The 22,430-nt window shown below is 57.0% G+C and carries 29 protein-coding genes, 1 tRNA gene and 1 pseudogene; 10 read left to right on the top strand and 21 right to left on the bottom strand.

Annotation, left to right across the window (positions count from 1 at the left end; all coding sequences use genetic code 11):
- The first annotated feature begins 227 nt into the window (after window positions 1–227).
- Both AC1DXU_RS14385 and AC1DXU_RS14380 read left to right on the top strand, forming a co-directional pair.
- Window positions 228–303, top strand: a tRNA-Lys gene (locus AC1DXU_RS14385).
- Between the two features lie 379 nt (window positions 304–682).
- Complete coding sequence (locus AC1DXU_RS14380; protein ID WP_477369422.1) at window positions 683–1,060, top strand: DUF2934 domain-containing protein; 378 nt, start codon at window positions 683–685, stop codon at window positions 1,058–1,060.
- Between the two features lie 251 nt (window positions 1,061–1,311).
- Here AC1DXU_RS14380 and AC1DXU_RS14375 read toward each other — a convergent pair whose 3' ends face one another.
- Window positions 1,312–1,776 (bottom strand): BA14K family protein, encoded by a 465-nt coding sequence (locus AC1DXU_RS14375; RefSeq protein ID WP_477369420.1) that lies wholly within the window; start codon window positions 1,774–1,776, stop codon window positions 1,312–1,314.
- Between the two features lie 124 nt (window positions 1,777–1,900).
- Window positions 1,901–2,164: a hypothetical protein gene (locus tag AC1DXU_RS14370; protein WP_477369418.1), complete on the bottom strand. Its 264-nt coding sequence runs from the start codon at window positions 2,162–2,164 to the stop codon at window positions 1,901–1,903.
- A gap of 802 nt (window positions 2,165–2,966) precedes the next feature.
- Here AC1DXU_RS14370 and AC1DXU_RS14365 point away from each other — a divergent pair.
- The 3 genes from AC1DXU_RS14365 (at window position 2,967) to AC1DXU_RS14355 (ending at window position 4,695) form a co-directional block, all read left to right on the top strand.
- On the top strand, window positions 2,967–3,134 hold the full coding sequence (locus AC1DXU_RS14365) for a hypothetical protein (RefSeq protein ID WP_477369416.1): 168 nt from the start codon (window positions 2,967–2,969) through the stop codon (window positions 3,132–3,134).
- A gap of 92 nt (window positions 3,135–3,226) precedes the next feature.
- Window positions 3,227–3,673 (top strand): Ros/MucR family transcriptional regulator, encoded by a 447-nt coding sequence (locus AC1DXU_RS14360; protein WP_477369414.1) that lies wholly within the window; start codon window positions 3,227–3,229, stop codon window positions 3,671–3,673.
- Between the two features lie 719 nt (window positions 3,674–4,392).
- Complete coding sequence (locus AC1DXU_RS14355) at window positions 4,393–4,695, top strand: hypothetical protein (protein WP_477369412.1); 303 nt, start codon at window positions 4,393–4,395, stop codon at window positions 4,693–4,695.
- A gap of 12 nt (window positions 4,696–4,707) precedes the next feature.
- Here the strand turns inward: AC1DXU_RS14355 and AC1DXU_RS14350 are convergent, their stop codons facing one another.
- The 4 genes from AC1DXU_RS14350 to AC1DXU_RS14335 form a co-directional block, all read right to left on the bottom strand.
- Window positions 4,708–4,968, bottom strand: coding sequence for a hypothetical protein (locus tag AC1DXU_RS14350; RefSeq protein WP_477369410.1), 261 nt, complete (start codon window positions 4,966–4,968; stop codon window positions 4,708–4,710).
- A 166-nt stretch (window positions 4,969–5,134) separates the two neighbouring features.
- A complete protein-coding gene (locus AC1DXU_RS14345) occupies window positions 5,135–5,425 on the bottom strand; it encodes a hypothetical protein (RefSeq protein ID WP_477369408.1) in 291 nt (96 codons plus the stop codon).
- Window positions 5,426–5,969: 544 nt separating this feature from the next.
- Window positions 5,970–6,233, bottom strand: coding sequence for a hypothetical protein (locus AC1DXU_RS14340; protein ID WP_477369406.1), 264 nt, complete (start codon window positions 6,231–6,233; stop codon window positions 5,970–5,972).
- 405 nt (window positions 6,234–6,638) lie between these two features.
- On the bottom strand, window positions 6,639–7,295 hold the full coding sequence (locus AC1DXU_RS14335; RefSeq protein ID WP_477369404.1) for a LamG-like jellyroll fold domain-containing protein: 657 nt from the start codon (window positions 7,293–7,295) through the stop codon (window positions 6,639–6,641).
- 155 nt (window positions 7,296–7,450) lie between these two features.
- Here AC1DXU_RS14335 and AC1DXU_RS14330 point away from each other — a divergent pair, with 155 nt between their 5' ends.
- On the top strand, window positions 7,451–8,068 hold the full coding sequence (locus tag AC1DXU_RS14330; protein WP_477369402.1) for a hypothetical protein: 618 nt from the start codon (window positions 7,451–7,453) through the stop codon (window positions 8,066–8,068).
- 353 nt (window positions 8,069–8,421) lie between these two features.
- On the opposite strand, the gene AC1DXU_RS14325 is transcribed toward AC1DXU_RS14330, so the two are convergent.
- The 10 genes from AC1DXU_RS14325 to AC1DXU_RS14280 form a co-directional block, all read right to left on the bottom strand.
- Complete coding sequence (locus AC1DXU_RS14325; protein ID WP_477369400.1) at window positions 8,422–8,802, bottom strand: hypothetical protein; 381 nt, start codon at window positions 8,800–8,802, stop codon at window positions 8,422–8,424.
- A 301-nt stretch (window positions 8,803–9,103) separates the two neighbouring features.
- Window positions 9,104–9,574: an HK97 family phage prohead protease gene (locus tag AC1DXU_RS14320; RefSeq protein ID WP_477369398.1), complete on the bottom strand. Its 471-nt coding sequence runs from the start codon at window positions 9,572–9,574 to the stop codon at window positions 9,104–9,106.
- A gap of 198 nt (window positions 9,575–9,772) precedes the next feature.
- On the bottom strand, window positions 9,773–10,408 hold the full coding sequence (locus AC1DXU_RS14315; RefSeq protein WP_477369396.1) for a hypothetical protein: 636 nt from the start codon (window positions 10,406–10,408) through the stop codon (window positions 9,773–9,775).
- A gap of 9 nt (window positions 10,409–10,417) precedes the next feature.
- The gene (locus AC1DXU_RS14310; protein WP_477369394.1) at window positions 10,418–10,966 is read right to left on the bottom strand and encodes a hypothetical protein; all 549 of its coding nucleotides are present in this window, start codon (window positions 10,964–10,966) and stop codon (window positions 10,418–10,420) included.
- Between the two features lie 263 nt (window positions 10,967–11,229).
- Entirely contained in the window at window positions 11,230–12,210 is a 981-nt protein-coding gene (locus tag AC1DXU_RS14305; RefSeq protein ID WP_477369392.1) for a hypothetical protein, read from the bottom strand.
- Window positions 12,211–12,477: 267 nt separating this feature from the next.
- Window positions 12,478–12,657, bottom strand: a complete 180-nt coding sequence (locus AC1DXU_RS14300; protein WP_477369390.1) for a hypothetical protein — start codon at window positions 12,655–12,657, stop codon at window positions 12,478–12,480.
- A gap of 178 nt (window positions 12,658–12,835) precedes the next feature.
- Window positions 12,836–13,042, bottom strand: coding sequence for a hypothetical protein (locus AC1DXU_RS14295; protein ID WP_477369388.1), 207 nt, complete (start codon window positions 13,040–13,042; stop codon window positions 12,836–12,838).
- A 261-nt stretch (window positions 13,043–13,303) separates the two neighbouring features.
- Window positions 13,304–14,767 carry a DUF3987 domain-containing protein gene (locus tag AC1DXU_RS14290; protein ID WP_477369386.1) on the bottom strand — a complete coding sequence of 488 codons (1,464 nt, stop codon included), beginning with the start codon at window positions 14,765–14,767 and terminating at the stop codon, window positions 13,304–13,306.
- A 262-nt stretch (window positions 14,768–15,029) separates the two neighbouring features.
- Window positions 15,030–15,200, bottom strand: a complete 171-nt coding sequence (locus tag AC1DXU_RS14285) for a hypothetical protein (protein ID WP_477369384.1) — start codon at window positions 15,198–15,200, stop codon at window positions 15,030–15,032.
- 153 nt (window positions 15,201–15,353) lie between these two features.
- The gene (locus AC1DXU_RS14280) at window positions 15,354–15,554 is read right to left on the bottom strand and encodes a helix-turn-helix domain-containing protein (RefSeq protein ID WP_477369382.1); all 201 of its coding nucleotides are present in this window, start codon (window positions 15,552–15,554) and stop codon (window positions 15,354–15,356) included.
- A 198-nt stretch (window positions 15,555–15,752) separates the two neighbouring features.
- On the opposite strand from AC1DXU_RS14280, the gene AC1DXU_RS14275 reads away from it, so the two are divergent.
- Window positions 15,753–16,934: a tyrosine-type recombinase/integrase gene (locus AC1DXU_RS14275; protein ID WP_477369380.1), complete on the top strand. Its 1,182-nt coding sequence runs from the start codon at window positions 15,753–15,755 to the stop codon at window positions 16,932–16,934.
- A gap of 308 nt (window positions 16,935–17,242) precedes the next feature.
- On the opposite strand, the gene AC1DXU_RS14270 is transcribed toward AC1DXU_RS14275, so the two are convergent.
- A complete protein-coding gene (locus AC1DXU_RS14270) occupies window positions 17,243–17,332 on the bottom strand; it encodes a putative RiPP precursor (protein ID WP_477369378.1) in 90 nt (29 codons plus the stop codon).
- 210 nt (window positions 17,333–17,542) lie between these two features.
- The gene (locus AC1DXU_RS14265) at window positions 17,543–17,806 is read right to left on the bottom strand and encodes a hypothetical protein (protein WP_477369376.1); all 264 of its coding nucleotides are present in this window, start codon (window positions 17,804–17,806) and stop codon (window positions 17,543–17,545) included.
- 106 nt (window positions 17,807–17,912) lie between these two features.
- On the opposite strand from AC1DXU_RS14265, the gene AC1DXU_RS14260 reads away from it, so the two are divergent.
- From AC1DXU_RS14260 to AC1DXU_RS14250, 3 genes are all read left to right on the top strand, one after another.
- Entirely contained in the window at window positions 17,913–18,068 is a 156-nt protein-coding gene (locus tag AC1DXU_RS14260; RefSeq protein ID WP_477369374.1) for a hypothetical protein, read from the top strand.
- Between the two features lie 456 nt (window positions 18,069–18,524).
- Complete coding sequence (locus tag AC1DXU_RS14255; RefSeq protein ID WP_477369372.1) at window positions 18,525–19,064, top strand: DnaJ domain-containing protein; 540 nt, start codon at window positions 18,525–18,527, stop codon at window positions 19,062–19,064.
- Window positions 19,065–19,190: 126 nt separating this feature from the next.
- On the top strand, window positions 19,191–20,327 hold the full coding sequence (locus tag AC1DXU_RS14250) for a hypothetical protein (protein ID WP_477369370.1): 1,137 nt from the start codon (window positions 19,191–19,193) through the stop codon (window positions 20,325–20,327).
- A gap of 81 nt (window positions 20,328–20,408) precedes the next feature.
- On the opposite strand, the gene AC1DXU_RS14245 is transcribed toward AC1DXU_RS14250, so the two are convergent.
- The 3 genes and pseudogenes from AC1DXU_RS14245 to AC1DXU_RS14235 all read right to left on the bottom strand — a co-directional run bounded on the left by AC1DXU_RS14245 (window position 20,409) and on the right by AC1DXU_RS14235 (window position 22,409).
- Window positions 20,409–20,891: a Stf0 family sulfotransferase gene (locus AC1DXU_RS14245; RefSeq protein ID WP_477369368.1), complete on the bottom strand. Its 483-nt coding sequence runs from the start codon at window positions 20,889–20,891 to the stop codon at window positions 20,409–20,411.
- Window position 20,892: 1 nt separating this feature from the next.
- Window positions 20,893–21,132: pseudogene (locus AC1DXU_RS14240) on the bottom strand (Stf0 family sulfotransferase); the annotation flags it as partial.
- A gap of 2 nt (window positions 21,133–21,134) precedes the next feature.
- Window positions 21,135–22,409 carry a glycosyltransferase gene (locus tag AC1DXU_RS14235; RefSeq protein ID WP_477369366.1) on the bottom strand — a complete coding sequence of 425 codons (1,275 nt, stop codon included), beginning with the start codon at window positions 22,407–22,409 and terminating at the stop codon, window positions 21,135–21,137.
- Window positions 22,410–22,430 lie beyond the last annotated feature (21 nt).

Raw genomic sequence — 22,430 nt, 5'->3', positions numbered from 1 at the left:
AAACGGTAAGTTACTGATTTGTAATGTTTCTCCAGCCCAATTTCTGACGGAGAGCCATTCTTCGATTGCTGTAAACTGGTCGTCTGGCCCCTGCGCCGAGGCGGATCGCAAGATCTCGGACGACAGCAAAAAAGCCTGGCTTGCAAGCCATCTTTTTCCGGTTGACCGGTCGCAGCACTCTCCCTATGTTCCGCGCAATTTCGAGGGCAGCTTTTTCGAGCCCGCGGGAGCGCGTAGCTCAGCCGGTAGAGCAACTGACTTTTAATCAGTAGGTCATGGGTTCGAATCCCATCGCGCTCACCAATGATTTCAAGCACTTAGCGGAAAATACGACAACATTTTGTGCGCCAATGTCGTTTACCAGAATTACCAACATTTCTGGGCTTTTCCTAGCGTTTCCGGGGATTAACCGGGATTCGTTGGCGCACAAATGGCGCACGAGAGAGCAGGGGAGCAGACAAAAAATCCGCCGACGGGAGATTCGCGAAAGCTGTGGAACTTACCGACTGCGAGACGCTTAATGCTGGGTGACGGCGGACATTCTGCGCTTCCCTCATAGCAAGCGAATGATGAAGCTCCCCCGTTTCTTGCCGCCGTCACACCTCAACCATCCCAATCACCAGTCGTATGGATCATTCCGCCCTTCTCCGCGTTGAACAAAACCATCACGGGAGGTTTCATCATGGGCGACGATCGGCACCAAAGAATTCAGCAGCGAGCATATGAAATTTGGGATCGCGAAGGCCGTAGGCATGGCGACCCAGAGAAGCATTGGCACCAGGCCGAGGCAGAAATCGAGATCGAGGAACGGTTGGAAACCGAACAGGCATTTACGGATCCTAGCGCGATTGGAGCGACAGTGCTGTCGGCCAAGACGAGAAAGCCGCGGCGGGTCGAGACCGCAAGTTCCGACGTCTTGACCGTGGAGGCTCTGGCAATGCGCACCGGCATTACGGGCGACCAAGCCCAAGACCTAATCGATAGGTTGGGCAATGACCGTGATGCTATCGAGGAAGCAGCCCGGAGCTTGGCGACCGGCCAGACGAACTTCAGCAAATAGGAAAAGCCCGCTCGAAGCGGGCTTTTGTCGTTTTTGCGGTGGCTAGTGCAAATATCCCACAAGCCACAGAATGATAATTATTGGTATCGGGATTCCGAGGAGCCAGAGTAGTCCGCCTTTTAGCATGATTTCCTCCCTTAGTTGATGGGAAGGGAAACGCACTTCGATGGGCTTAGTTCCCGCGCATGCTTTGCGCAGTGGTACTCATGAAAAACCCCGCCGAAGCGGGGTTCTTCTATTGGTCAAAAACCTCAGTAGGGCGAGTTGCACTGCCGACGGGGGCCATAGTTCGGCTGGTACGTATTGTCAGACGCGCGGTAGGATCTGTAGCGGTCGTAGCACCACTGCACATGTGCGTCGCCACCTCGGTAGACACGATGCTGATTGTTTGCGATAGCGCCCGTGATCAGTGCGCCGGCGATAAAGGCACCAGCTGGGAACCAGAAATCGCCGTGGCGGCGATAGCCGTGGCGGTAGTGGCGAGAGCCACGATGGCCGTTCCAGTAAACGTCGCTGTTGCTCCGCGAGAAATTGCGGTCGCCGTTGAAGTTGCGATGCCTCATCCACGGCCTGTAGTAGTCGACCGCCTGCACGTCCGTCGACGCCGAAGGCGCCTGCGGCGTAAACATCTGAGCGGCACCTGCAGGCATAGCTGCCGTCGCCGCGAACGAAACTGACAATGTGGCCGCCAGCAAGCCCGAGAGGGTCTTGTTCATGATCTTCTATCTTTCCGTTGCCTTGTCCCTTGTGGAATTTCAACGGTTTAAGAGCGAACTGGTTCCTTCTCATAACAGAAGCCCGCCTCGCGGCGGGCTTCTGTCGTTTGCGATGGTGTCGGGGTTACTCACCTACTGTTGTGACAACCCCCAGTTCGATAAGATCGACCAACTCTCGAAACTGTTTGCCCGCCTCATCCATAACGCTGAGCAGCGAATTCCAATCTTCAACTGTCATCGTAAGAGTTGCTTGCGTCTTGTTGCTCGTCTCACTTTGGTCCGCTTCGATTCCCGATCGAACATGATCCGCCATGGCTGTAAGGGCATCCGACGCATCTCCGTAGGTGACCACCATGGCCGTCAGAACGTTTTCCTTCTCTACGGTCATCGCTACTGCCTTTCGGAGTGTGCCGCGTCGTCCCGCCGATCGCCAGGACACAGCCCTGTCTCATGTAGAAGGCACTTAAGGCATGGCGGGCTGCCCGGTACGACGTCGACCAGGCTGTCGGCTAGTATCATGCGGTCGCGGCATGGATCCACATCCATAAACGACCGCAGGCCATAGACTTCCCTGCCCATCGACGTTCGCACCCGCCCCATAACTAGCGACGGTAGTATCTGGTCTTTGTGTGAAATGCATTGGCCTAGTTTGAACTGCCAGGTTTCTGCAGAAGGCGGCGGTTCGGCGACAATGTCGATAAGAGCGTTCATTTCAGTTCTCCAGTTTGGCCTCTCCAGGCCCATACGCCGGAATATCCCGGCTGCCGGGGGTAGAGAGGCGACTGGAGATCGCTGGCAGGCTTTTGGGCGCCTGGCCTTGGACATGGCCTGCCACCCCGGCCAAGAGGAAATCTTGGTCCGCCGCTGCTTCGACCTTTTTGTAGATAACCCCTTACCCTTGCCTAACAGCATAGGCCGAGAATCGGGCGGTTTGCAACAACCTTCAAATATTTATTTTTGGTGCGATAATGCAGCTAGGCGTCCTCACATTTTTTGTCAAGCAAACTAGGCGTTTTCGCATTTTTCGAACAAGCAGAATGTGTTTACGCAATTTCGCGCCAAGGCGATAACGCCTTAGGTGTCAAGATATAGTAGGCGAAAACGCCTAGAAGTATTTTGCTGAATCCGTATGGACTCCACAGTTGTTTTGTGGAATCCATACGTATCTGAGCGATACAGGGGATACGTCCGTGAAACACGACCGTACTTTCGATGAACTTTCAAAAGCACTGGCGCTGCCCCGCCGCACAGATTGGCGCGGGGCAGTCGGCGCCATTGCTATCGATCTGGCGGGCAAAATGGCTGCCGGGTTGGCAATTGGAATTGGCATCGCTGTCGGTCGCGCGCTGGCGGGCTGAGCACACCTCGACGGCGGGCCAGGCGTGCGGTTGCGCACTTAAGAATGCTCTAATAAATAGGTTGTTTGTCAGCTAACAAGGGGGACCGACAAATGACCGACGAAACCGACATCAACGCAGCGGAACTAGCGGAACTCACTGCCGAAGTTGTTTCTGCGTATGTGAGCAAAAACCCACTGCCAGCCGCCAGTCTGCCGGACCTTATCGCATCGGTACACAAGTCATTGTCCGGCCTGAGGCAGCCCATAGCGGCGTCTGCCGAGCCCCAGCCCGCCGTCAATCCGAAGAAGTCGGTGTTTCCGGACTACATTGTCTGCCTAGAGGATGGAAAAAAATTCAAGTCGCTGAAGCGACACCTCAACACGGATTTTGGACTCACCCCTGACGAATACCGGGCGAAATGGGGCTTGCCGCGCGACTATCCCATGGTAGCGCCGAACTATGCCGCAACTCGGTCGGCTCTGGCCAAGGCTAGTGGGCTTGGCCGCAAGGATGCTCCGGTCAACAAGGCGCCAGCCAAACGGAAGGCGAAAGCTTAGGCCCATCCAGCCCCCGTCGCCGCGGCGGACCTTTCCGCTTTGGCCGGCGCCCTATTTGCTGTCTCGCTAGCGCCTATGCGCCGGCCAACCTTTTTAGGACTCGCGAATATATCTGCGCGGCGTACAATCCCAAGTTCGTCCGTACCGAATAGCGGCATTGCGGACGTCGGGAGATTTAGTGCTTGCAGCTATCGAAGCGGGAGGCTGCGATGTCAGGCGATAGGGTCTCGGCATTTGATTGTGAAATCCTAAGGGGTGCGTTCCATAAGGCGGTTATCGAAGAGTGCATCCCCGAAGAACGATGGCGGGAATACGCCACGCAATTGATCCGGGAATTTACCGGTCTAAAGGCGGTGGATTCCGAAATGCTGGATTGGATCATTCGCGCTGACTCTACCCAGCCGTAGGGCGGCGCAAGGCGAAGTCATCAGGCGAATAGAAGAGGCCCGCACCACCTGCGAGACGTAGCACGGGCCGACCAAGAACACCCCCTTGGCCAGCAGCCGGAATGTTTCAAGGGCTGGCTGCTGCAGAGTTAACATGTCCGGTCGAGCGAAGTTCCGGGCGCGAACGAAAAAGCCCGCCGGCCGAAGCCAGTGGGAGTTGGACAAGCCAGAGTGGGGTCTTCTGGCAGACTAAAAACGATCCGACCCGGTTTTTGTTTCAGCCGTATATTAGCACCCCTTGACTAAGCAGCGGGACGCGCCAGAATCCTCGGCATGGCACGGGAAATCAATATCGGCGACAGGGTTGCGATCACCGCCACGGTGGGCAAGCGCATTGATGATCGCGTCACCCTACACATCCTCACTGCCAACAATCCCTATTCGATCATAGATCCCAAGGCGAAGCCTGGCGACAGGATGAGGTTCGTGGGCGATGTCGTCTTTGTCGATGAGGAGACGGACCGCGTCACCGTGCAGGTGCTCGGTCGCGTCACGGTAGAGGCTAGCACGGTCGAACTGGTGAAGAAGTATCAGCGGCCGAAAGGCACAAAGCCGCTTATCAAAGAGCCGAACTAACTAGCCCGTCAGCTACCGCCCGTCATTGGCCTTCCCGTAGGCGTTGGGGCTGCTGTCAGGCGTGTAGATCAGCCCGACTTTCTTGCCGCCGCATTTGGCGCATTTCAGGTTGGGAATGAGGTCGTCGGCCATTGCCGGCGTGTCAGGGCCGAAGCGGTCGCGGAGCTTCACTAGGTCGAGTTGTTGGCTATGATGACAGGGCGCCGTCTGGCAGTGAGCAGTGACTGCCATCTTGCCGTCGATCAAACTTTGGAAAGTCCAGCCCTTTGCCATCCGAGTTCCTAGCCTGACCCCTGCATGATGGCTTCGAAAATCTGGCCAATTTCTTCATCGCTGCCGCAGATCAAACACCGGTGCCGATTGAGGTTCCAGGCAAATTGAAAAAACCCGCCACCTCACGGTGGCGAGCTTTCTCACTTACAACCACGAGATGGCGAAATTAGTTCGCGCCGCCGAGCTGCTTAGTCATCTTGCAGAAATTGTCGTGTTCCTTGGCGATCGCCTCATCGCCGCATTCTTTCATGATCCCGGCGCGGTCTTCTTCCTTCATGGCCATCCAGGCGGCCTTGAATTCAGCTTCCGACTTCATGGTCTTCATGCCGGCATCGGTGAAGAACGGCGACATCTTAGCCGGATCGTCAAGTGCCGAGGTGGTGCCGCCGGCCGAAAGCGCCGCACCAGTGGTCATAGCAAGCGCCATCGCGGCCATGCAAATCATCTTCATGTTCATAGCAAATTCCTCCTGTTAAGTGAGATCGCCCAAGGATCGATCACCCAGAAAAACGAAGCGAATGGTAAGAATGTTCCACGGGTTTGGCGAAATGGAAAAACCCGCCAGGAGGTCGAGGGGGACCACTGGCGGGTTTCGTCCTGCATACTTGCTAGAGGACACAGGTCGACCAAGCTTTGGAGCCTTGGTCAGCAGCCGGAACTGGCAGAACCAGCCGCCTCAAATCAACAGGCTATGATGGGCGAAGTTCCGAGTGGAAACGAAAAAGCCCGCGGCTAGCCGTCGCCCAAAGCGGGAAGATGACTCTGCAATCCTTCTTGTCGTCGCAGCATTCATAGCCGGTGACCGGATCATGGTAGCCGGTATACCAGTTGTGAGCGACGGCAAGCGCGATCAAAACGAGCCTCATATGGCAGAAATTTTGCGCCTCCAGTCGAATATTAGCAAGCGCTTGACTAAGCCCTCAGCCGATCCGGCCAGCGCGCGTTCTTGCCGGCCGCTGTCCTACACCGAAGCGCTCCCTGCTTGTCCCCTGACAGGGCACCTATTGGCGGCCGGGGGATGAAACATCACCATCTCGACGGAGTGGTTTAATAGGGCTGACGGGCTCCTGTTTTGCGTCAGTGACTTTCGTCGAGCGCTTATAGAAAAGGCCGAATGCCAGGAGGAAATATCCAACCTGCAAAATAATCAACGTGAGGATGGTCCAGGCGAGCGCCTTCCAGGAGGAACCCGTTGCTATGTAAGTCCAGATCGCCACGATGAACGACGTGGTGAACATCCCCACCAGAAACTGCGGAAAATACATTGCTCCAACCCCCTTGCCGTTCCCCAACGGCTCCCCAGCCTGCTGAATCTCACTATTTTAGCATTTTAGCAAACACGCAATCTGGGTTGAGCAAGACAGAAGCGAGGAGCGGAAAGCCCGCCGCTTCATTTGCGAAACGACGCGACTTACCCCAGCCCACATCTCCGTCAGTGCAATTGCGGTGCCAAGCCTATTGGCCCATTACGGGACGATTCAATTACCGGTCTCCGTAACCTGACAGACCTGTCCCGCGCTATGAAATCGGTCAGTTCGCCGCCTTACGGATCAGGTCGCACGCAGCATCCAAGACGCTGCAGCCTCGACCGGACCTGCCGGTCGCGTCACGATCGACAACTAGGATCTCGGAAAGGCCGCAGTCGGTGGCGTGTCGATCGCCGGCTAATGCTAGCACGCCGGATAGACAACCCTGCCATGGTCGCTGACTGTCGTTCCGGTCGGGCCGGTCATAGTGGCGCCAAACCTGTCCCGCGCCGGTCGCACCAAGGGGGCATGGAACACCAGCGCGTTCTTAGCGATCACGGCCGGTGAGAAGTCCTTGGTGAGCGCATTGACCTCGGCCGCGTCTAGCTGTCGGCTCCACACTGCAACCTCTTTCTCGTCGCCGACGTAGCTTGCCCAGAAACTTGGCTGTGAGCCGAGCGCAAGTGGCGGGCTGCCGGAACCGATAGTCCAAGCAACTGCCGAGTTGGCCGATCCCTCAAGGCTTCCATCGACATAGAACGAATTGGCCCCGCCATTGTTGGTGTTGTAGTTCAGGGCGATGGTGTGCCACGCGCCATCGTTTACGGTGATCGAGCCCGGAAAGAATATGCCTACCGCCGACGCGTCGACGCCATATCCTATCACAGTAAGCTTGTTCGCGGTGTTATTGAGCACGAAGCCGAAGCCGAAGCGCGCACTCGAATTCCAAAGCGACAGCGGCACCGCATTGGCCGTCGTCTGCGTCGTTTTCATCCGGAACGAGCAGCACCCTACCTGTGGCCAGCTTAGGCCGGCGCCATAGCTGATTAGGTCCGTGCCGCCTGCGAAGTTGATTGCCATCCTTATGACCTCGCTGATTCTCTTGTGAGTTCGTCAGACATTTCACGCGCACGGCTAGGCGTTCGCGCCGTGGCGCGTTGGGTGGGGTTGGGCATGGAGGGGTTCCTAATGTGAAAAGGCCGCCTCGGCGGGCGGCCGTTGAGGAGATGGATTGTGTGGACGTCGGTAGTGCTGTACCGGCAGAGCTTTGCAGGATTGATTTGAATCGAATGGCTAAAGGGTACTTAGTCGCCGTTCCATGGCCGAATTTCGTGGTCGGTGAGACCACATACGATTTTTCACATCTAAACGAATATACTTTTGTGGCCGCCGACTCTGACGGCAACAACCGGAGAATAGTGGTTAGCTATGAGGATCATTGTTTCACAAGGAAGCCAACGGGCACCAACGACCCCGCGCCTGTGTTCCCAAACTGCTCCCGGAATGATGGTCGATTTTGCACCGAACGATTTGAACTCTCAAAGGAGATTCGAGCGCGTCTCGATGAAGCCTTAAAGGGCAAAGTGTGGAATAGCACGAGCGATCACTACGCGGTCATCGTAATCGATATGGGCGAAGAAAAGATCGAATACGGGATAGTTTTTTCCCTCGACAAGGTGAAAGGCATCGCTGGAGTCGATCTTCATATGCGAATCAGGACAGCGCACCCGCGCACGGACGAACCTTTAGGGACATTCGGCCACATACGTTTCGCGCATCTGATCAAGCTACGAATGCAGAACCAGAGACCAACTAAACTCTTTGGCAAACACCGGAAAAAGCCTCAGAAATAGAAACAGGCCCTTTCGGGCCTGTTCGGTGCACTGCACCTCGGGGCGAACCTCTTCACTCTTTCGAGCTATCCTCCCGTCCGGGACGGACTTGGCTTTCACCAAGTGGGGCTGGCTGTGCTCACGCCCAATATCCAGCGATCTAGTCGCATACATATGGCTACGTATGCATGACACGTCAACTCAAAAACGCGCCACAGAGTTCCATTAGGAATGAAATTGCTTAACAGAACCCCCCAAAGGGGCATATCGTACACGGCATATGCGAAGCATATGCCGTGCTCATGATAGAATGCAATACCCTATTTGGCAATTTATTAGAAAAATCGTCCAAAGTCAAAGCGGGACGTAGCCCACTACCGAAAGTACTTCTCGGCCGGATCATCGTCGCCCGCAGGCGGCTCCCAGCCAATTTTCGGAAACGACTCAGGCGTTGCTCCGAGCTTGCCGAGGCATTGATTGAGCAGAGTCATGCCAGACAGGCCCAAAGCGTCTCTCGTCATCTTTCCGGCGAGTATCGCAGTGAGACCCACGATGCCTCTATGGCAGCGCCGCAGCCAAGGAAGATTCGGAACCAGTTCCTTCCATGCCGCTTTCGCATCGGCCGGCAGCCATTCATAGGGCTCGCCTACGGCCCGATCGTCCGCTGGCTCATAGCGTGCCGCATACCGGCCAGGGTTCTTTCCGAGCGTGCCGGTAAGCCGCAATTGCTCAAGGCTTTTTCTAGGTTTGGGCATTTTGGGGTCATATCCTGATTGGTTGCTGCGTGCGCGTTTGATTGGCGAGCGGTCAGTGCTATGCCGATCGGCGCGATGCGAAGACCCCCGGTGTGTGGGGGTATGACGCGACCATGCCGCATCGTTCGGCTCTACCGTCTGGGCAATCGCGCGCGTCATGCCGCAGGTTTTGAGATTATTTTGAGCTGCCGTCTCGCGCGCTTGCGCGCGCGCGTGAGGAAAATTTGTAATTGCGATAGCAACAGGGGATGCAGCCGGTCATGCTGGCGAGGGCTGTGGATCGCCATCCACCCCCATTGGATCACGCCGCCTGCTTCATGCGTGACAGGATGCCGATAGTCGTTTGATGCGCGCCGCGGTCAACGATCGAAACCTCGACAAGCCGAGCTGCGCTCACGATGCGGAGTGGTCTGTCGCCCGTTCGGTCCCATCGCTCCTCACTTGCCTTGAAGCTGATAGACCAGGCCCGCAGCGGACCATGCCTAGCGGCAAGCAGTAGGTCATCTCCGTCTCGTATCGAGTCCGTGTCGACTTCAACCCAGAGGCCGGTGTCTGTGGCCGAGAGACGAAACGATGCACCGAGCGGCGCAAGTGGCCGTGTACGATCGTGGTTTTTACACAGCGGCAAGTCGGCTGGCCAAGTCAGCGAGCCTTGACAAAACACCTCATCGAAGTCGGGACGCACCGCCGACGGCACGCCCCACTGCAGTGCGTATCCGCATACGGTCCGACTACCTGGTAAGGGTGGCCTGCCGGACTCATTGAACCACACGCTTTGCCGCTTCCGCTGCCAGCCGTGAGCGGGTCTTGGCTGCGGGTGATAATTTGTTGCGTCGGGCCTTTAGTAGCTTCGCAACAGCAGTCGGATCCGCGGGCAGCATCTCCGTCTTGCCGTTCACCTTCGTAGCTCGTAGTTCCTTGTCGCTCGTGGTCTCGCGTCCACGGACTGCCTTTTCGATCGTTAACCTGGTCATTGTGTGAGCTCCACCGGGATGATTGCTTTGTCGATTAGGCCATCAGCAGCGGCGCCCTTCAGCCACATGCCAACCTTGTTCGATCGGTCATAGGCAGCGCCAAGCATCCTCGCCGGAGCTGGCGGCAATAGGCCGGTCCAGACTACGTCGGCCTGGTCGAGTGCCGAAGTGATCTCGTGCAAGGAAGCATTCGCTTCGTGCGCGCCTATCAGGGCGTCGGCGAGCTTACTGACGCGCGCTAGGTATTCGGCCTTAACTCCCTCGCAGATTACCCGCGATGCCGCGTGGCGAGCGCCCTGTAGGCGAGCGGTGGCGATATCGAGAGCGGCCCGTGTATCGCGACGCAGGCCGTTGATCTCGGTCAGCCGAGTGCGAATGCCTTCCGACAGTGGATCGGGTGTTTGGTCGGCTGCGTCCCCCAAAAGGTCAGCGACGCGCGCATTGATGGCTTGGTGCGGCTTGGCGGCACGAGAGCCTAGCCGGGTCAGTAACTCGGATTCTTCGTTATCGAGCTTGCTAAGAGCGGCGCGCAAGTTCGCGCACAACTCAGCAAACTTGTCGTAGTCGGGTGTCGCGTCGCGAAGATTGAACCGCATCGGTGGAGCGGTTTTTGTGGCCTGCTTTTTGAACATTGGTTTCCCTTAGAATTTAACGGCGCGTTCGAGGCGCCGGTATCGGTCGATAGTTCGGCGCCGACCGATCTTTGGCGGCTCCGTTGTCGCAATTGCTTGCGCGAGTTCGGTGAAGGTTGAGGCGCCAAGGATTGAGACGCGCTCGAAAGCCGGCCGCGGTTGGTGGCCGTAGGTGTTAAACGACGCAACCTGCATCCCATTGTCGGCTCCGCGGTATGTCAGCACGGCTGACACCGAGAAATTGTCGATGCGAAGTTCGAAAAAATCGTGCGGTGTCTCGATGAAACCGGCGAGCGTTTCGACCAGCGTCTTACCGCCAGTTGTCGGGCGAAGGCCGGCATACTCGGCAATTAGAGCGGCGCTGGAGTGCGGTGGCTGACCAGACAGGATCGATAGCAAGAGCAGAGCGACATGCCTGCTGTCAGTCTGCTCTGGCTTGCCAGGAGTTGCAGGAATCATACCCTCCGCACGCAATCGGTCTGCGTGCCATCGGGCTGTTCCGTCAGATAGACGTAGAATGGCGTCGATGATTTCGACCGCCTGCTTTGCGGTGACCATTCGGTGATCCTTTCAAAAATTCGGGAAGGTATAGGCATGAATAAAAGCACCAAGGGTGCTTGATTGAGCCGCAGCGGGACGACCACCGCCGCGGCATTGGGAGCAGGCTCGAAAGCCACTTCGTCCCAATCTGAAAACTTGCCCGTCGCCAAGGTTGCGGCAGTAGCGACGGGAGATCGCGCACACCGATCGTGCGCGGCGTACGCAATTGGGGAAATGATCCCTTCAAGTATATCCGCGCCAGAGCACGCGAAACGGTCGTGTCAGGCGGCCTCGGCCCAAATTTCTTCAACTCTCTTGAGCGTCGCTATCGTTGCGCGTCGGCCATTGTGAGCGGTCGGCCTCTTTCCTGCCGCGCTGGCAATTTCCTGAAACGTGTCAGCATTGAGGATCACGCCAAGGAGGCTAGCAGTTTCGGTGGGAAGCCTGGCCGCCAGGTCGGCAAAAGAGTCTGCCCGATCCATCTCAGCCAGCGTAGGGTGAGCGGCTGTTGAGGCAGTCGTCTCGCGTGGCAATTCGGCGTCGTCCGACCCGCGAGCGTCGCCAATGGTGTACGAGGGGTAGATCTTTTTCCCATCCTTGCCGTACGCAACTATCGCTCCGCGATGCGCAGTTAAGCCAAAGAACTTGCCGCGGCTGCTCCGCCCGCCGATCTCTATGATCTCGTCTGTTCCGTCCTTGGCGCAATGGTATCGCACGCCACCATTGAACCGGTCGACGCGACCCTTGCTGTCGATGACAACACGGCTGCGCATCCCGTCGGCGAAGGCGTTAAGGAGATGGCTTATCTGGCCGTTGCCTGGCTCTATGTCGTGTCGATACTCAACGCCGAAGCCGGTTTCGTCCGCTGCATTATCGTTGTCGCCAGCTAGGGGTGCGTCGATCTGGTCGACGTCGGCCGGTCTCGCAAGTTCACGTAAACGGCACAGTGTCCGATAGGCAGCGGGGGCGTCATCGCGGAGTGCGTTCGGCACTCGGTCGGGGGTGCTATTGCCGGTCGGTATGTTCGGTACTGGTCGCGTGTTGTCGTTGGCTTGCTGACGCCGTTGGGGTGCTGGTGGAAGGTTTAGCGGTTTCACCTGGCGTTGCTGGTCAACCGCTCCTTGTGGTCGACTGCAGCCGGTCAACTTTTCGTACGTTGTCCATGTGAGGCGGCGGCCTCGTCCAGTTTTGCTGGCGCTTGGCTCGGAGTACGGCTTGGCTACGCGTGCCGGTCGGTCAACGATTTCAATCCAGGTTTTCATGGGTGGTCATCCCATTAGAGGAACCGGCCAGGCCGGGCAGTCCGTTTCCGCAATGCGCGGTCGGGTTGTATTTTGATGGTGCATCGCAACAAATATGTTGCATTGCACGCGATCTTCCGTAAGATGATGCTAATACAAGTTGCGCCTAGCTTTTTCTTGGGGGCGGGTAGAAAGCGGGGCGGGGTTGTCACGGCTCTCCTTTAGGGAGAGCCGTGGTCACCTGATGTAATCCAGCGGCCCAAAACGGGCCGGCAATGCCCCTATACTTCACTTCTTCTCCTTCAAATCCTCTGCTTCGTCCTTGATCTTCGCCCAGTCGGCGCCGTGCTTGCGGAGCAGGCCGCGAGCCTGGTTTGGCGACAAGTCCGTAATTTCGGTAAGGTGCTCAACTTCAAGTTCTGCACCCTTCTTAACCCGGCTCGTATCGGTCGATTTCTTTTTGGCCATCTCTGCCTCCTCCTCTCTCGCGAAGGAACGAGCACGGAACGGCGTTGTTCCGTTCATTGTCGTTTGCCGGACGAAGGTCTGGCCGAAGCTTCCATAGTGCCTCCCACGATATCCGGCGAACTTGCACGGTTTCGCCATTGGTCTCGACGGTTCTCGCTGCAGCCACAGGCGCCTCCCATCATTCGTCTACCCGCCGCACTGTCGGAAAAGAGCTCGTGTACATCTGGCCGTCCTCGCCTTCAGTGATCACTACAAATCGGCCCTGGTCATACGATCCATCGTGAGCCACACCGACGACCTGGCATGGATACCAACTCGTGCCGCCGCCCATTTTCTTGATTGGGTACTCGGCCTCGAATTCGGTGACCGGAATTACATTGCTCATTGTCGAATTCTTTCATGGGTCTTCTCCTCTGGTTGAAGCCCTCCGTTGTAACGTTGTCAGAATGCTTTTTCACCCGCGCCTAGAATGGTCTATTGGCCATCAAAACCGGATTCAGAAGCATGTTGACAACGTAACAACGGAAGGAAAATATATATATAATCTATTGATATTTAAGGGCTATTCCCGTTGTCATCGCCTAACAACGAATGACAACCGTAACAACGAAAACGCCAATCTCGTTGTTACGTTTTCGCGCCGTTGTCATGACGCAACAACGGAATTTAGCTTGAACCTCGAGCCCTTCCCTGGTCGCGGTCGGCTGGCGGTATCGGTGATTTCGCCGGCCTCGATTAGCCACTGTATCGCGCCCTCAAGTTCCCGCAGGTCGGCGCTTTTCACGCCCCGTCGCTGCATCAGGTGAGCGTAGGGCAGCGTCCCCTTGGGTGCGGATCGCAAGGCCTCAACAATGTTCTTGCGCAAAGCCTCAGCAGGTGAGTCGGACAAGTGTCTGGCGACCCCCTCTGCAATCAGGTCGATGGACTGGTGGACTATTGCCCAAGCCCATTCGATATCAGCCACACTGATCTGCGGGGCTGATGGCTTTCGAGATATGGCACGGATGGTTGCCAAGCGAACCGTGTTCTCCGCGGCGCGCCCTTGGATGTTGCGGCGCGCCTCACTCCAATCGGCGTGATGCTGCCAAAGGAATACTTCGGCCCACCGTGCATAAGCGTCACCTTCCTCGCCTCCTTCAAAAGGAATGGTGGCCTTGGAAAGGTTGCCGCCTTCGCCCATGGGAAACGCTGTGATTGCGGCTCGCAGTGCCTCAACCAAGGCCGCGGGTGGTTTTGCGTCCCTGTGGAGTCGTGGTGGCTTAGGCGGCCCGCCTGGAGCCATTGCGGTAATGAACAGGAACCTGTTCAGGAATCCGTCCGCGATAGATGCTTCCGACAGGCCTGCGTATAGCGTGTCGACCGTCGTCATTCCGAGAACGGTAAGCGCCGGCCCTTTGATGGGTCCATCGTCCTTCTTCGTTTCCGAGGATGCATATATTCGACCATCAAACGACGAATTCGCCTGGTCGTAAACTGCGAGAAGGAACTTCCGGATGCTCGCCGCGACGCTGTTTCGGTTCTTCGCATTGACGTCCTGTAGCGTGATACCAAACTCGTCCATGACGATCACTGTAGACGTGTTTTTGCGCAGCATTCTCTCTATGGCAGCGTAGCTGGTCGGATCGCCATTGGTCACAGCACTTGCACCGCCGACCTTATCCGCTAAGGACCGAATGGCCTTAGGCGGATGGCCCTTTCCGCCAGCGGTGGCGAGCAAGGTAGTCACGTAGAGGTTGATACCAGCACCGGTCGGGCCGAGGCATTTCTTTCCAAACAGACCGGCAAGCAATGCCACCGCAGAGACCAGCGAAAGCTCTGGCGCAGGGATAATGGCCGTCGAGGTAATCCACCTAGATATGCCGGCCAGCAGACCACCGGCGGTATCTGGTGAGAATGGATCCGGATGCATAGGCGGTGGGTCGATGAAGACGCGGTTATCGTTCGCTGCGTCCGGGATGTCACGATCTTCAGGGATTGTTGGCCGCATACGCGGACGGGCGCCCATCCGCCGATAGATGATCAAGGAAGCAATGTCAGCATCCTCATCAGGTCCGGCAACTTGGCGAACAAACGGGTCTTCGCCGCTATGCTCGGCGAAGTAGACGATCATTTCTGTTTCTTCGCTGCAGCCATCGATGTCATTCACAAGGACACACAGGCGCCGAGCATCTTCCATCGATGTTGAGCGTTCTGGTATTGTGAGACTGTCGCGGCGGACTTCCCGCCAGATAGGCTTGCCGTGAGGGGGCCCAGGCGGTGCTGCGCGGATGAATCCGCCAACATGGTCAGCCAGGCCATCGCAAACAGCATAAAGCCACTCATAATCGCCGTTAGCGTACGCAGACTGAACGGTCTGGTGCTGGTCGCTTGTCTCAGACTGCGTTGCGGTCATTCGGCGAAAGCCCCTTAATGGCCGCTTCGGCGGCGTTGGCAATTTCCTGAACAAGAGTCGCGCCGAACGTCACGACGCGAACGCCGCCAGAGTTCGGCGCGTAGACAGCTCGATGGCCATCCGGCCTCTTTACGAGCCGCAGGTTGAACATGCGGAGCTCCTCGGATAGCTCCAGGTCGAAGCGCGCGACTGTGCTGCCGGCGCCTGGTGGTTCCGGTCGAATTGATAAAATGTGCAATTGGTGGTTCCCATTTAGGAGTGCCGCGGTTGGATCCACGGTAGGTTTTTTAGTGTGGCAGGGCGGTTAGGCGGCCTTCGCTTCCTGTTCAGTCAGCCAACGCAGCAGTGACGACCGCCGCGCCGACACCGTGCCGCCAAGCTTGAAGGTCGGCAGCATCCCGCCGTAGATCAAGCGGTATGCCTGTCGCCGCGTAATGCCCAACGTGGCCGCTATCGCGTTGGCACCCATCAGCAAGTCTCCCGAATTGTCGTTGTCGTGTTCCATCCCATCTCCCTGTGTGTTCGGAGCCGGCCTATTGCCTGTCTCACACACTAAATAGGCGGACAGCGTACATGTCATTTTGCTTATGGGTATCTATGCCATTGTTTCCAAAGGAAAACAAAATTCCCTGCCATTGCCTTGCTTTACCGTATGCGCCACCATATGTTATGCGCCATTGATATCAGTAGATCGGATGCAGTCATGGCGACAATCACTAGACGGCACTGGAAAACAGGCAAGGGCGAACAGCGGGAAGCCTGGCTGCTGGCATACACCGACAAGAAGGGTGTTCGACACAAGGAACAGTTTGCCAAGAAGCGCGATGCCGACGTGAAGCGCATCGAGGTCGAAGGACAGATTGGAAAAGGGACGTTCCGGGCCGAGGCCGCAACGAAGACGGTAAAGGACGCGATCGACGCCTATTTGAAGATTCTCGAAAAGCGGCACGGCAAGGGCGAGCAGGTGACCACGATGTATCTGCGAAACACAACTGGCCAGCTTCGCACTCATGTCGAACCGGAGCTTGGTGCCAACAAGCTGTCTGAACTAACCACCCGCGACATCGAGGATCTCGTGGACAAACTGAAGGATGCCGAGGTTGGCATTCCAACCATTAGGCGCGTAGTCGGCGCCCTAGCACGCACGCTGCAGCATGCCCATGATTGGGTGGCCACTAACGTAGCAAAGGGTGTGCGCATCACAGCGAAGCGCGGGCAGGGGGGCGAGAAGGTTGTGCCGCCTTCGAAGGCCGCGCTGGCAGCCATACTAAAGGCTGCTAAGGAGTACGTACCGGAGCCGCCACGCGGTCACAGCATCGAAGCCGACGCCAAGTTCAAGAAAAGCCGCGCCGACAACGATCTCCCATTGCGCGTCAAGTTCGCTGCCGCCACAGGCTTGCGGGCTTCGGAGCAATGGGCATTGCGTTGGCGGCATATCGCGGACGGAAAGGTTACGGTGGAGACTCGTGTCGACGCATTCGGTGAGTTTGACACGACAAAGAGTGATGCGGGCGTGCGTACCGTACCTATGAGCAAGGCGCTTGCAGATGAACTAACCGCAAGGCGAAAAGCATCTAAGCACAGCGGCGATGAGGACTTCGTGTTTCCCGATGCGTTCGGCGGATTCACGCGCCACACGAATTTCACTAAACGGCAATGGAAACCAATTCTAGAGAAGGCCGAGGTCAAAGACTTTGGATGGCATGCGCTGCGCCACTTCGCGGTAAGCACGTGGATAGAAGCGGGCCTTCAGCCTAAGACAATCCAAACCTTGGCAGGGCACGCCACCTTTGCAATAACGATGAACCGATATGGCCACATGTTTCCGAGTGACGATCACGCCGAGGCAATGGACAAGATAGCGGCTTCGCTTTACGCGAATTAACAGCCATTACCGCAGGTTCCTTGGCGCATAAATGGCGCATATTGCGGGAAAAGCCTTATTTTCTGCGGATTGTCTAAGGCCTTTTAATCAGTAGGTCATGGGTTCGAATCCCATCGCGCTCACCAAAAATTCCAGGCACAAATAACGCGCCCTGAAATAGTTCCCCAAAAGAAAAACCCCGCATCTAGCGGGGTTTTTGGTCGTTAGATTCTGCGCTGGCTATGCGCCCTTGGAAACCGCAACCGCCACTATCGCTGCCAGTTTGGCAGCCTTGATGAGCGTCGGCCGTGCGTAGGTCTTCTTCATGTTCAATTCCCAACCGCTGAACCTGGAGCATTTGCCGCAACGGCAGACAGCCGCTCTTTCTTGACCAAGGTCGGCTTTTCGTACTTTTTCATCGTTGTCTCCCGCGAAAATTGCTCGTGACAGTTGTCTGTCATCCTAGCGCCCTGTCAATCAGGCCAAGCATTATTACCGGCCCCTGTTGCAATCCTGCCGCGCATTCGGGCCGCTCCAGACTCTCTCGCGCAACGCATCGACGACGATGTCGAGGGACATACCATCAAAGACTGACCCGCGCGGGCACTAAGGCCGACAAGCCAAGAGTCTTAGCCCGCGCTTATCAAGTACATCAACACGCCTAAAACGGCAGCCAATGAGGCGCCACCTATGAACATTGAGCGACGCCGAAGTTTGACGCGAGGGATCGGCCTCTTCCCCGTGGCAGACTTCATGAAGGCAAACTTCGCGGCCTCGGCAGCCGCGGTGGCCTTGGCAGCATCAAAGGCGGTATAGAGGCGCTGGCCATCGTCTCCGAACCGGTCGCTGTTCGGGTAGGTTTTGTTGGACCGCTTGGGCTTTTGCATCATCATGCCCATCTCCCTCCGGGTATATTAGCAATCCCTTGCATTTAGAAAAGAGCAGGATCATGCTTTGGCTTGAGGAGGCCACCTGGGTATCGGTGGAAAGGGGAACGTCATGGAATCTGTTTGCTACGCCCAAAGCTCGATCTGCTTGTTGTCGCTCTTCGCCAACACCACCATGGCGCTTGTCGTCCTGGCGCCTTTTGCAGCCACTCGCCTGCTGGTCTTGAGGATGCGCAAGCACGCTGCCTGGAACCTTCAGCCCGCCTAATTCCTCTGAGGGAGGATTCCGGCGCGACCCGTTCTGCTGATCCTTGCCGCGGTTGCCGTGTTCTTCGCACTGGGCCTTGTGGCAAATGATGGCCGCTATTCGCATCAGGTTGCTCGCAGCCTCCAACAGGCCGCCGCCGCGACCGGACCTGCCGGTCGCGTCACGATCGACAACTAGGTGCAGGAATGATCTTTCCTAGGATGATCTCGGGAAGGCCGCAGCCGGCGGCGTAAACCCGGCATCAACGAACGAGATGGCCGCCAGCACTCCGGTTGCGCGGGCGCCCGCCCAATGCTCTTGCAAGTTGCTGCCGCAGTGCAGCGACTGTCAGCTAGCCGGTGCGGCCCCATGGGCTTGACCGCGACGTCGGCCGTAGGCCTCACGACCATGGACGTCCATTGCACGTTCCTTTTCCAGCGAATTCGCATATACAATTGCGCTGAGGGGGAGCCGATTATGTTCGTTGACTACTACGAGCTTTTAGAAGTCAGCCGAAACGCCAACTCGGAAACAATAGAGCGCGTGTTTCGCTATTTTGCCATGCGCTATCATCCCGACAACCAGAATACCGGGGACGAAGCGCGCTTCAGCGAAATCGTTGAGGCACATGATACGCTCAAAGATCCCGTCAAGCGCGCGCAATATGACATTCACTACAATGAGCAGCTGAACATACATCGCGAGCTGACCCAGGAAGCCACCGACACTAAAGGCCTAGAACGAGATAGCGTCATCCAGGCCAAAGTTCTCACGTTGCTTTATGTAAAACGTCGAAAGGATGTCAACGATCCGGGCATTGGCGACGTGGAAATCGAGCGATTGTCAGGCTGCCCTCGTGAACATCTGGAGTTTCATATCTGGTATATGAAAGCAAAAGGTTGGATTTCGAGGATCGAAAACGGAACCATTGCGATCACTGTTGAGGGCATAGATCGCGCGAACTCAGAACATCGGCGGGATGTCACGGTTACGAGGCTGCTGGACCATCCTCACTAGTGAAGGGCTGACCGCCTGGCTTGCCCACGCGTCTGAAGGCCCGCATTGGGTGCACAGCGGCAGCCCTTATCTTGTCCCCGGACTGGTCGCTGGCTAAACTCAACCTTCCCAGGGGAGGGTTCGAACATGGCACTTCAGCTTTCGGCGGATGCTCCTAAGGCGGCGGCACCCGACAAATATCTTTTCAGTCCGGTCGCTGATTTTCTCATGCTGGGCGGCAGCGCGTTTCTCATTCTGCCGGTTCTGTTTCTTGTGCCGCTTGAATACGAAGGCGCCTTGGCCGCAACGATGGTGTTTGTGGCCTATCTCGTGAACTACCCGCACTTCGCCCACTCCTACCAGCTTTTCTACCGCAATTTCGGGCGCAAGGTGAGCGGCAACGGCTACGACAAGAGCCTGCAGCTCCGCTACATCTTCGCGGGCATTGTCGTTCCCTTGGTCATGGCCGGGTTCTTTGCCTACGGCGCGGCTGCGGCGGACACGCGGCTGCTCGGATATGCGGCCAACGCGATGTTCTTTTTTGTCGGCTGGCACTACGTCAAGCAGGGCTACGGCATGCTGATGGTGGATGCCGTCCTGAAGCGCAAATTCTTCGACGATCGCGACAAGAAGGTGCTGCTCTTCAACAGCTATGCCGTATGGATTTTCGCTTGGCTGCAGACGAACACGGCCGTCACCCAGGGAAAATACTACGACCTGGATTACTACACATTCGCTGCTCCCGCATGGATCACCAACATTGCCCTGCTGGCGGCCATCGCATCCACGGCGGTTACGGTTCTGATGTTGATCAATCGCTGGCGGAAAAATGGCGGCAAGCTGCCGTACAACGGCGTCGTAGCCTATGTCGCGTCGCTCTACCTCTGGATCCTGATTGTGAGAATAAACCCGCTCTGGCTGCTCGTGGTGCCCGCGCTCCACTCGCTGCAGTACCTGGCGGTGGTCTGGCGCTACCAGACCAATGTCGAGCGCGATGGTGTGGACGCTGTCGGCGATCCCCCGCTGAAAATCCTGTCCTTTCTTGGCCCTCTCTACAGGTTTCGGGTCCTGGGATTCATCGTCGCGGGCGCTGCCCTTGGCTATCTCGGTTTCTGGCTGATTCCGCTCACGCTTACCAATCTGGTCCCCTACGACAAGCAAGTGCTCGGCTCGTCGCTGTTCTTCTTCATCGTGCTGATATTCATCAATGTGCACCACTACTTCCTCGACAACGTCATGTGGCGTCGCGGCAACCCGGAGGTGTCGAAGTATCTGTTCCGCTAGGGCGGCAAAGCGAGGTTCAAGCCACAGGCCGTTCCGCCATTACACCGCACGGGAAATCCTAGGCGAGTTTGCTGTCGACGACTACACAATGTCCAGGATGTTGGGATCGCCACGCATTTGCCTGGAGCGATCGGCCCATTCGAGGCTGAGTGAATCCCCTTGTTTCTCAACCGTGATCTTGCTGGAATCGAGATTGGGGGGCGGGTTCAGGCCCATCAGGTCGGCGATCTGATGAACGGCGCGGCAAGGATCCGCGATCAGCGTTTCATATTCGAGCCGCAGGGGGTCGATGCCGGTCCGTGCGAAGAACATTTCCCAGCGTGCCCGTTCGCGGACAAGGGCGTCGAGTTGGATTTGGATCAGGTCGGCGTCGAACATCGCCGCTTGATTCACCGGTTGGCTTGAGCGGTATTGCCCGGTCTGGAGAGCCCTTGCCCAGGAAATCGCCTGACCGAGAAGGTCGCGTCTCGAAAGCAGCACAAATCGCAAATTGGGAAGCACGTCGAGCCAGCCTATGCCTCCGGAAATCCAGTCGTGCTGATGCGCAAAGATTTTTGAGGCCATAGATACCGTTGGCCGATGCCCCCATCGTCAGGATCTTGCTGACCTGCCCGGCAACATCTTTGGGGTAATCCGGGTCATCGAAATATCGGCGCCCACCCCAGTTGAAATACTCCAACGGGTGCCCGAGCACACCTGTGGCGCTCAGATGCTGACACAGGAAATTGCTGCCTGATCGTGGCGAGGTACAGATGGTATAGCCGCGAAGGTCGCTGCCGTTGAAGCCGTCGTCGAGCCCGATCAACGTCAAGCTCTCCTGCGAGTCCGAAGAAGGAGTTTTCGGATGAACAGCGGGATCAGGTTGTTATAGAGCCGTTTTATCTCGGTCGCAAAATTTGAAAGGGTTGAGAGTTCCTCGCGGCTTTGAGCAATTTGGGGCATGATCGCACTGACCTGTTCACCAAGGCTTGCCAATGTGGCGACACTGCTCTCCAAAGTTTTGGTGTTTGATTGCAGCAGTGCCAGAAGCATCGCCGGTTCCGGCGGATCTGGCCATCTATGCAATTCCTTTACGATGTGAAACCATCTTCGGCGTGACAGCGAAACAGCGATCTCTTCGATCCAGGTGGCTGTGGCGAGCGCTCGCACGTCGGGGTCCAACGCCTGGTTGGTTCGCATGGCCTGCTCGTAGATTCGAAGATGTTCCTCGATAAAATATGCGTCGCCCGCCACTTCGCGAAAATAGGCAGAAACCATTGCGGCGTCGCCCGCATCGAATTTCGAAATCGCGTCCATCAGATTTTCGACGGTGGTAGGCTTGGTCAAGAGGCCGACGCCGAGATTAAATCGACGCCAGGCCTGCATGTTTTCACTGTCGAGCAACCCCGCGAAGCCGCGTGCGTCGCCGACGACAACGGCGCACCCCACCGCTGCGGCCTCGATGGCCATCCGAGCGGTGGCAAATACGATATCGTAGCCAAGCAAATCCTGTTCAAGCTGGTCTGAAAACCGGCCGGTAGCCGGCCCCAGCTCATCCAATTGGATGTCGCTTCTAGCGCAGGCTTCACGAACCGCCGCCTGGTGCTCGAAGTTCTTGGTCAGCAGCAGCCCTCTTGTGGGCCTCGAGGGCAGTGGTGGGCGCTGTTGGAAGCGATTGAGATCAACCGCGTTGTAAACCAGGCTCATTTGATCGGCTGGTATACCCCTCGACAGGCATTTGAACCTGCACGCTTCGTCGACGGCGATCCAATGACGTATCTGAGGGTGAAGCATTGGGACTTCGACTTCAAAGAAAGCGCTGTGGCAGGAAAACACAGCCGGCACGTCGGGAAATCTGGCAAGCGCAGTCAGGCAAGGCGTCAAATGCTGACCATGGATCACATCGGGCTTTTCAACGATCTCGGCAATCCGGTCGACCACGTGGTGCCCGCGCTGGCGCATCCTGTCCGCCATATCGCCCAGCGTCGGAGCCAGCAGCATGGTTTGATGGCCGGCGCTGCGGAGGCCATCGGCAAGCAACTCGACAACTGCTTCCGACCCGCTGTTGCGTGACAGGGAGAGGTTGGTGATAAGAATCCGCAAAAGGCGATTCCTTGCTTGTGC

It is taken from the genome of Mesorhizobium sp. P3_A10 (assembly GCF_056403175.1).
The sequence above is the reverse complement of the archived record's forward strand: the minus strand, read 5'-3'. Positions and strand labels throughout refer to the sequence as shown.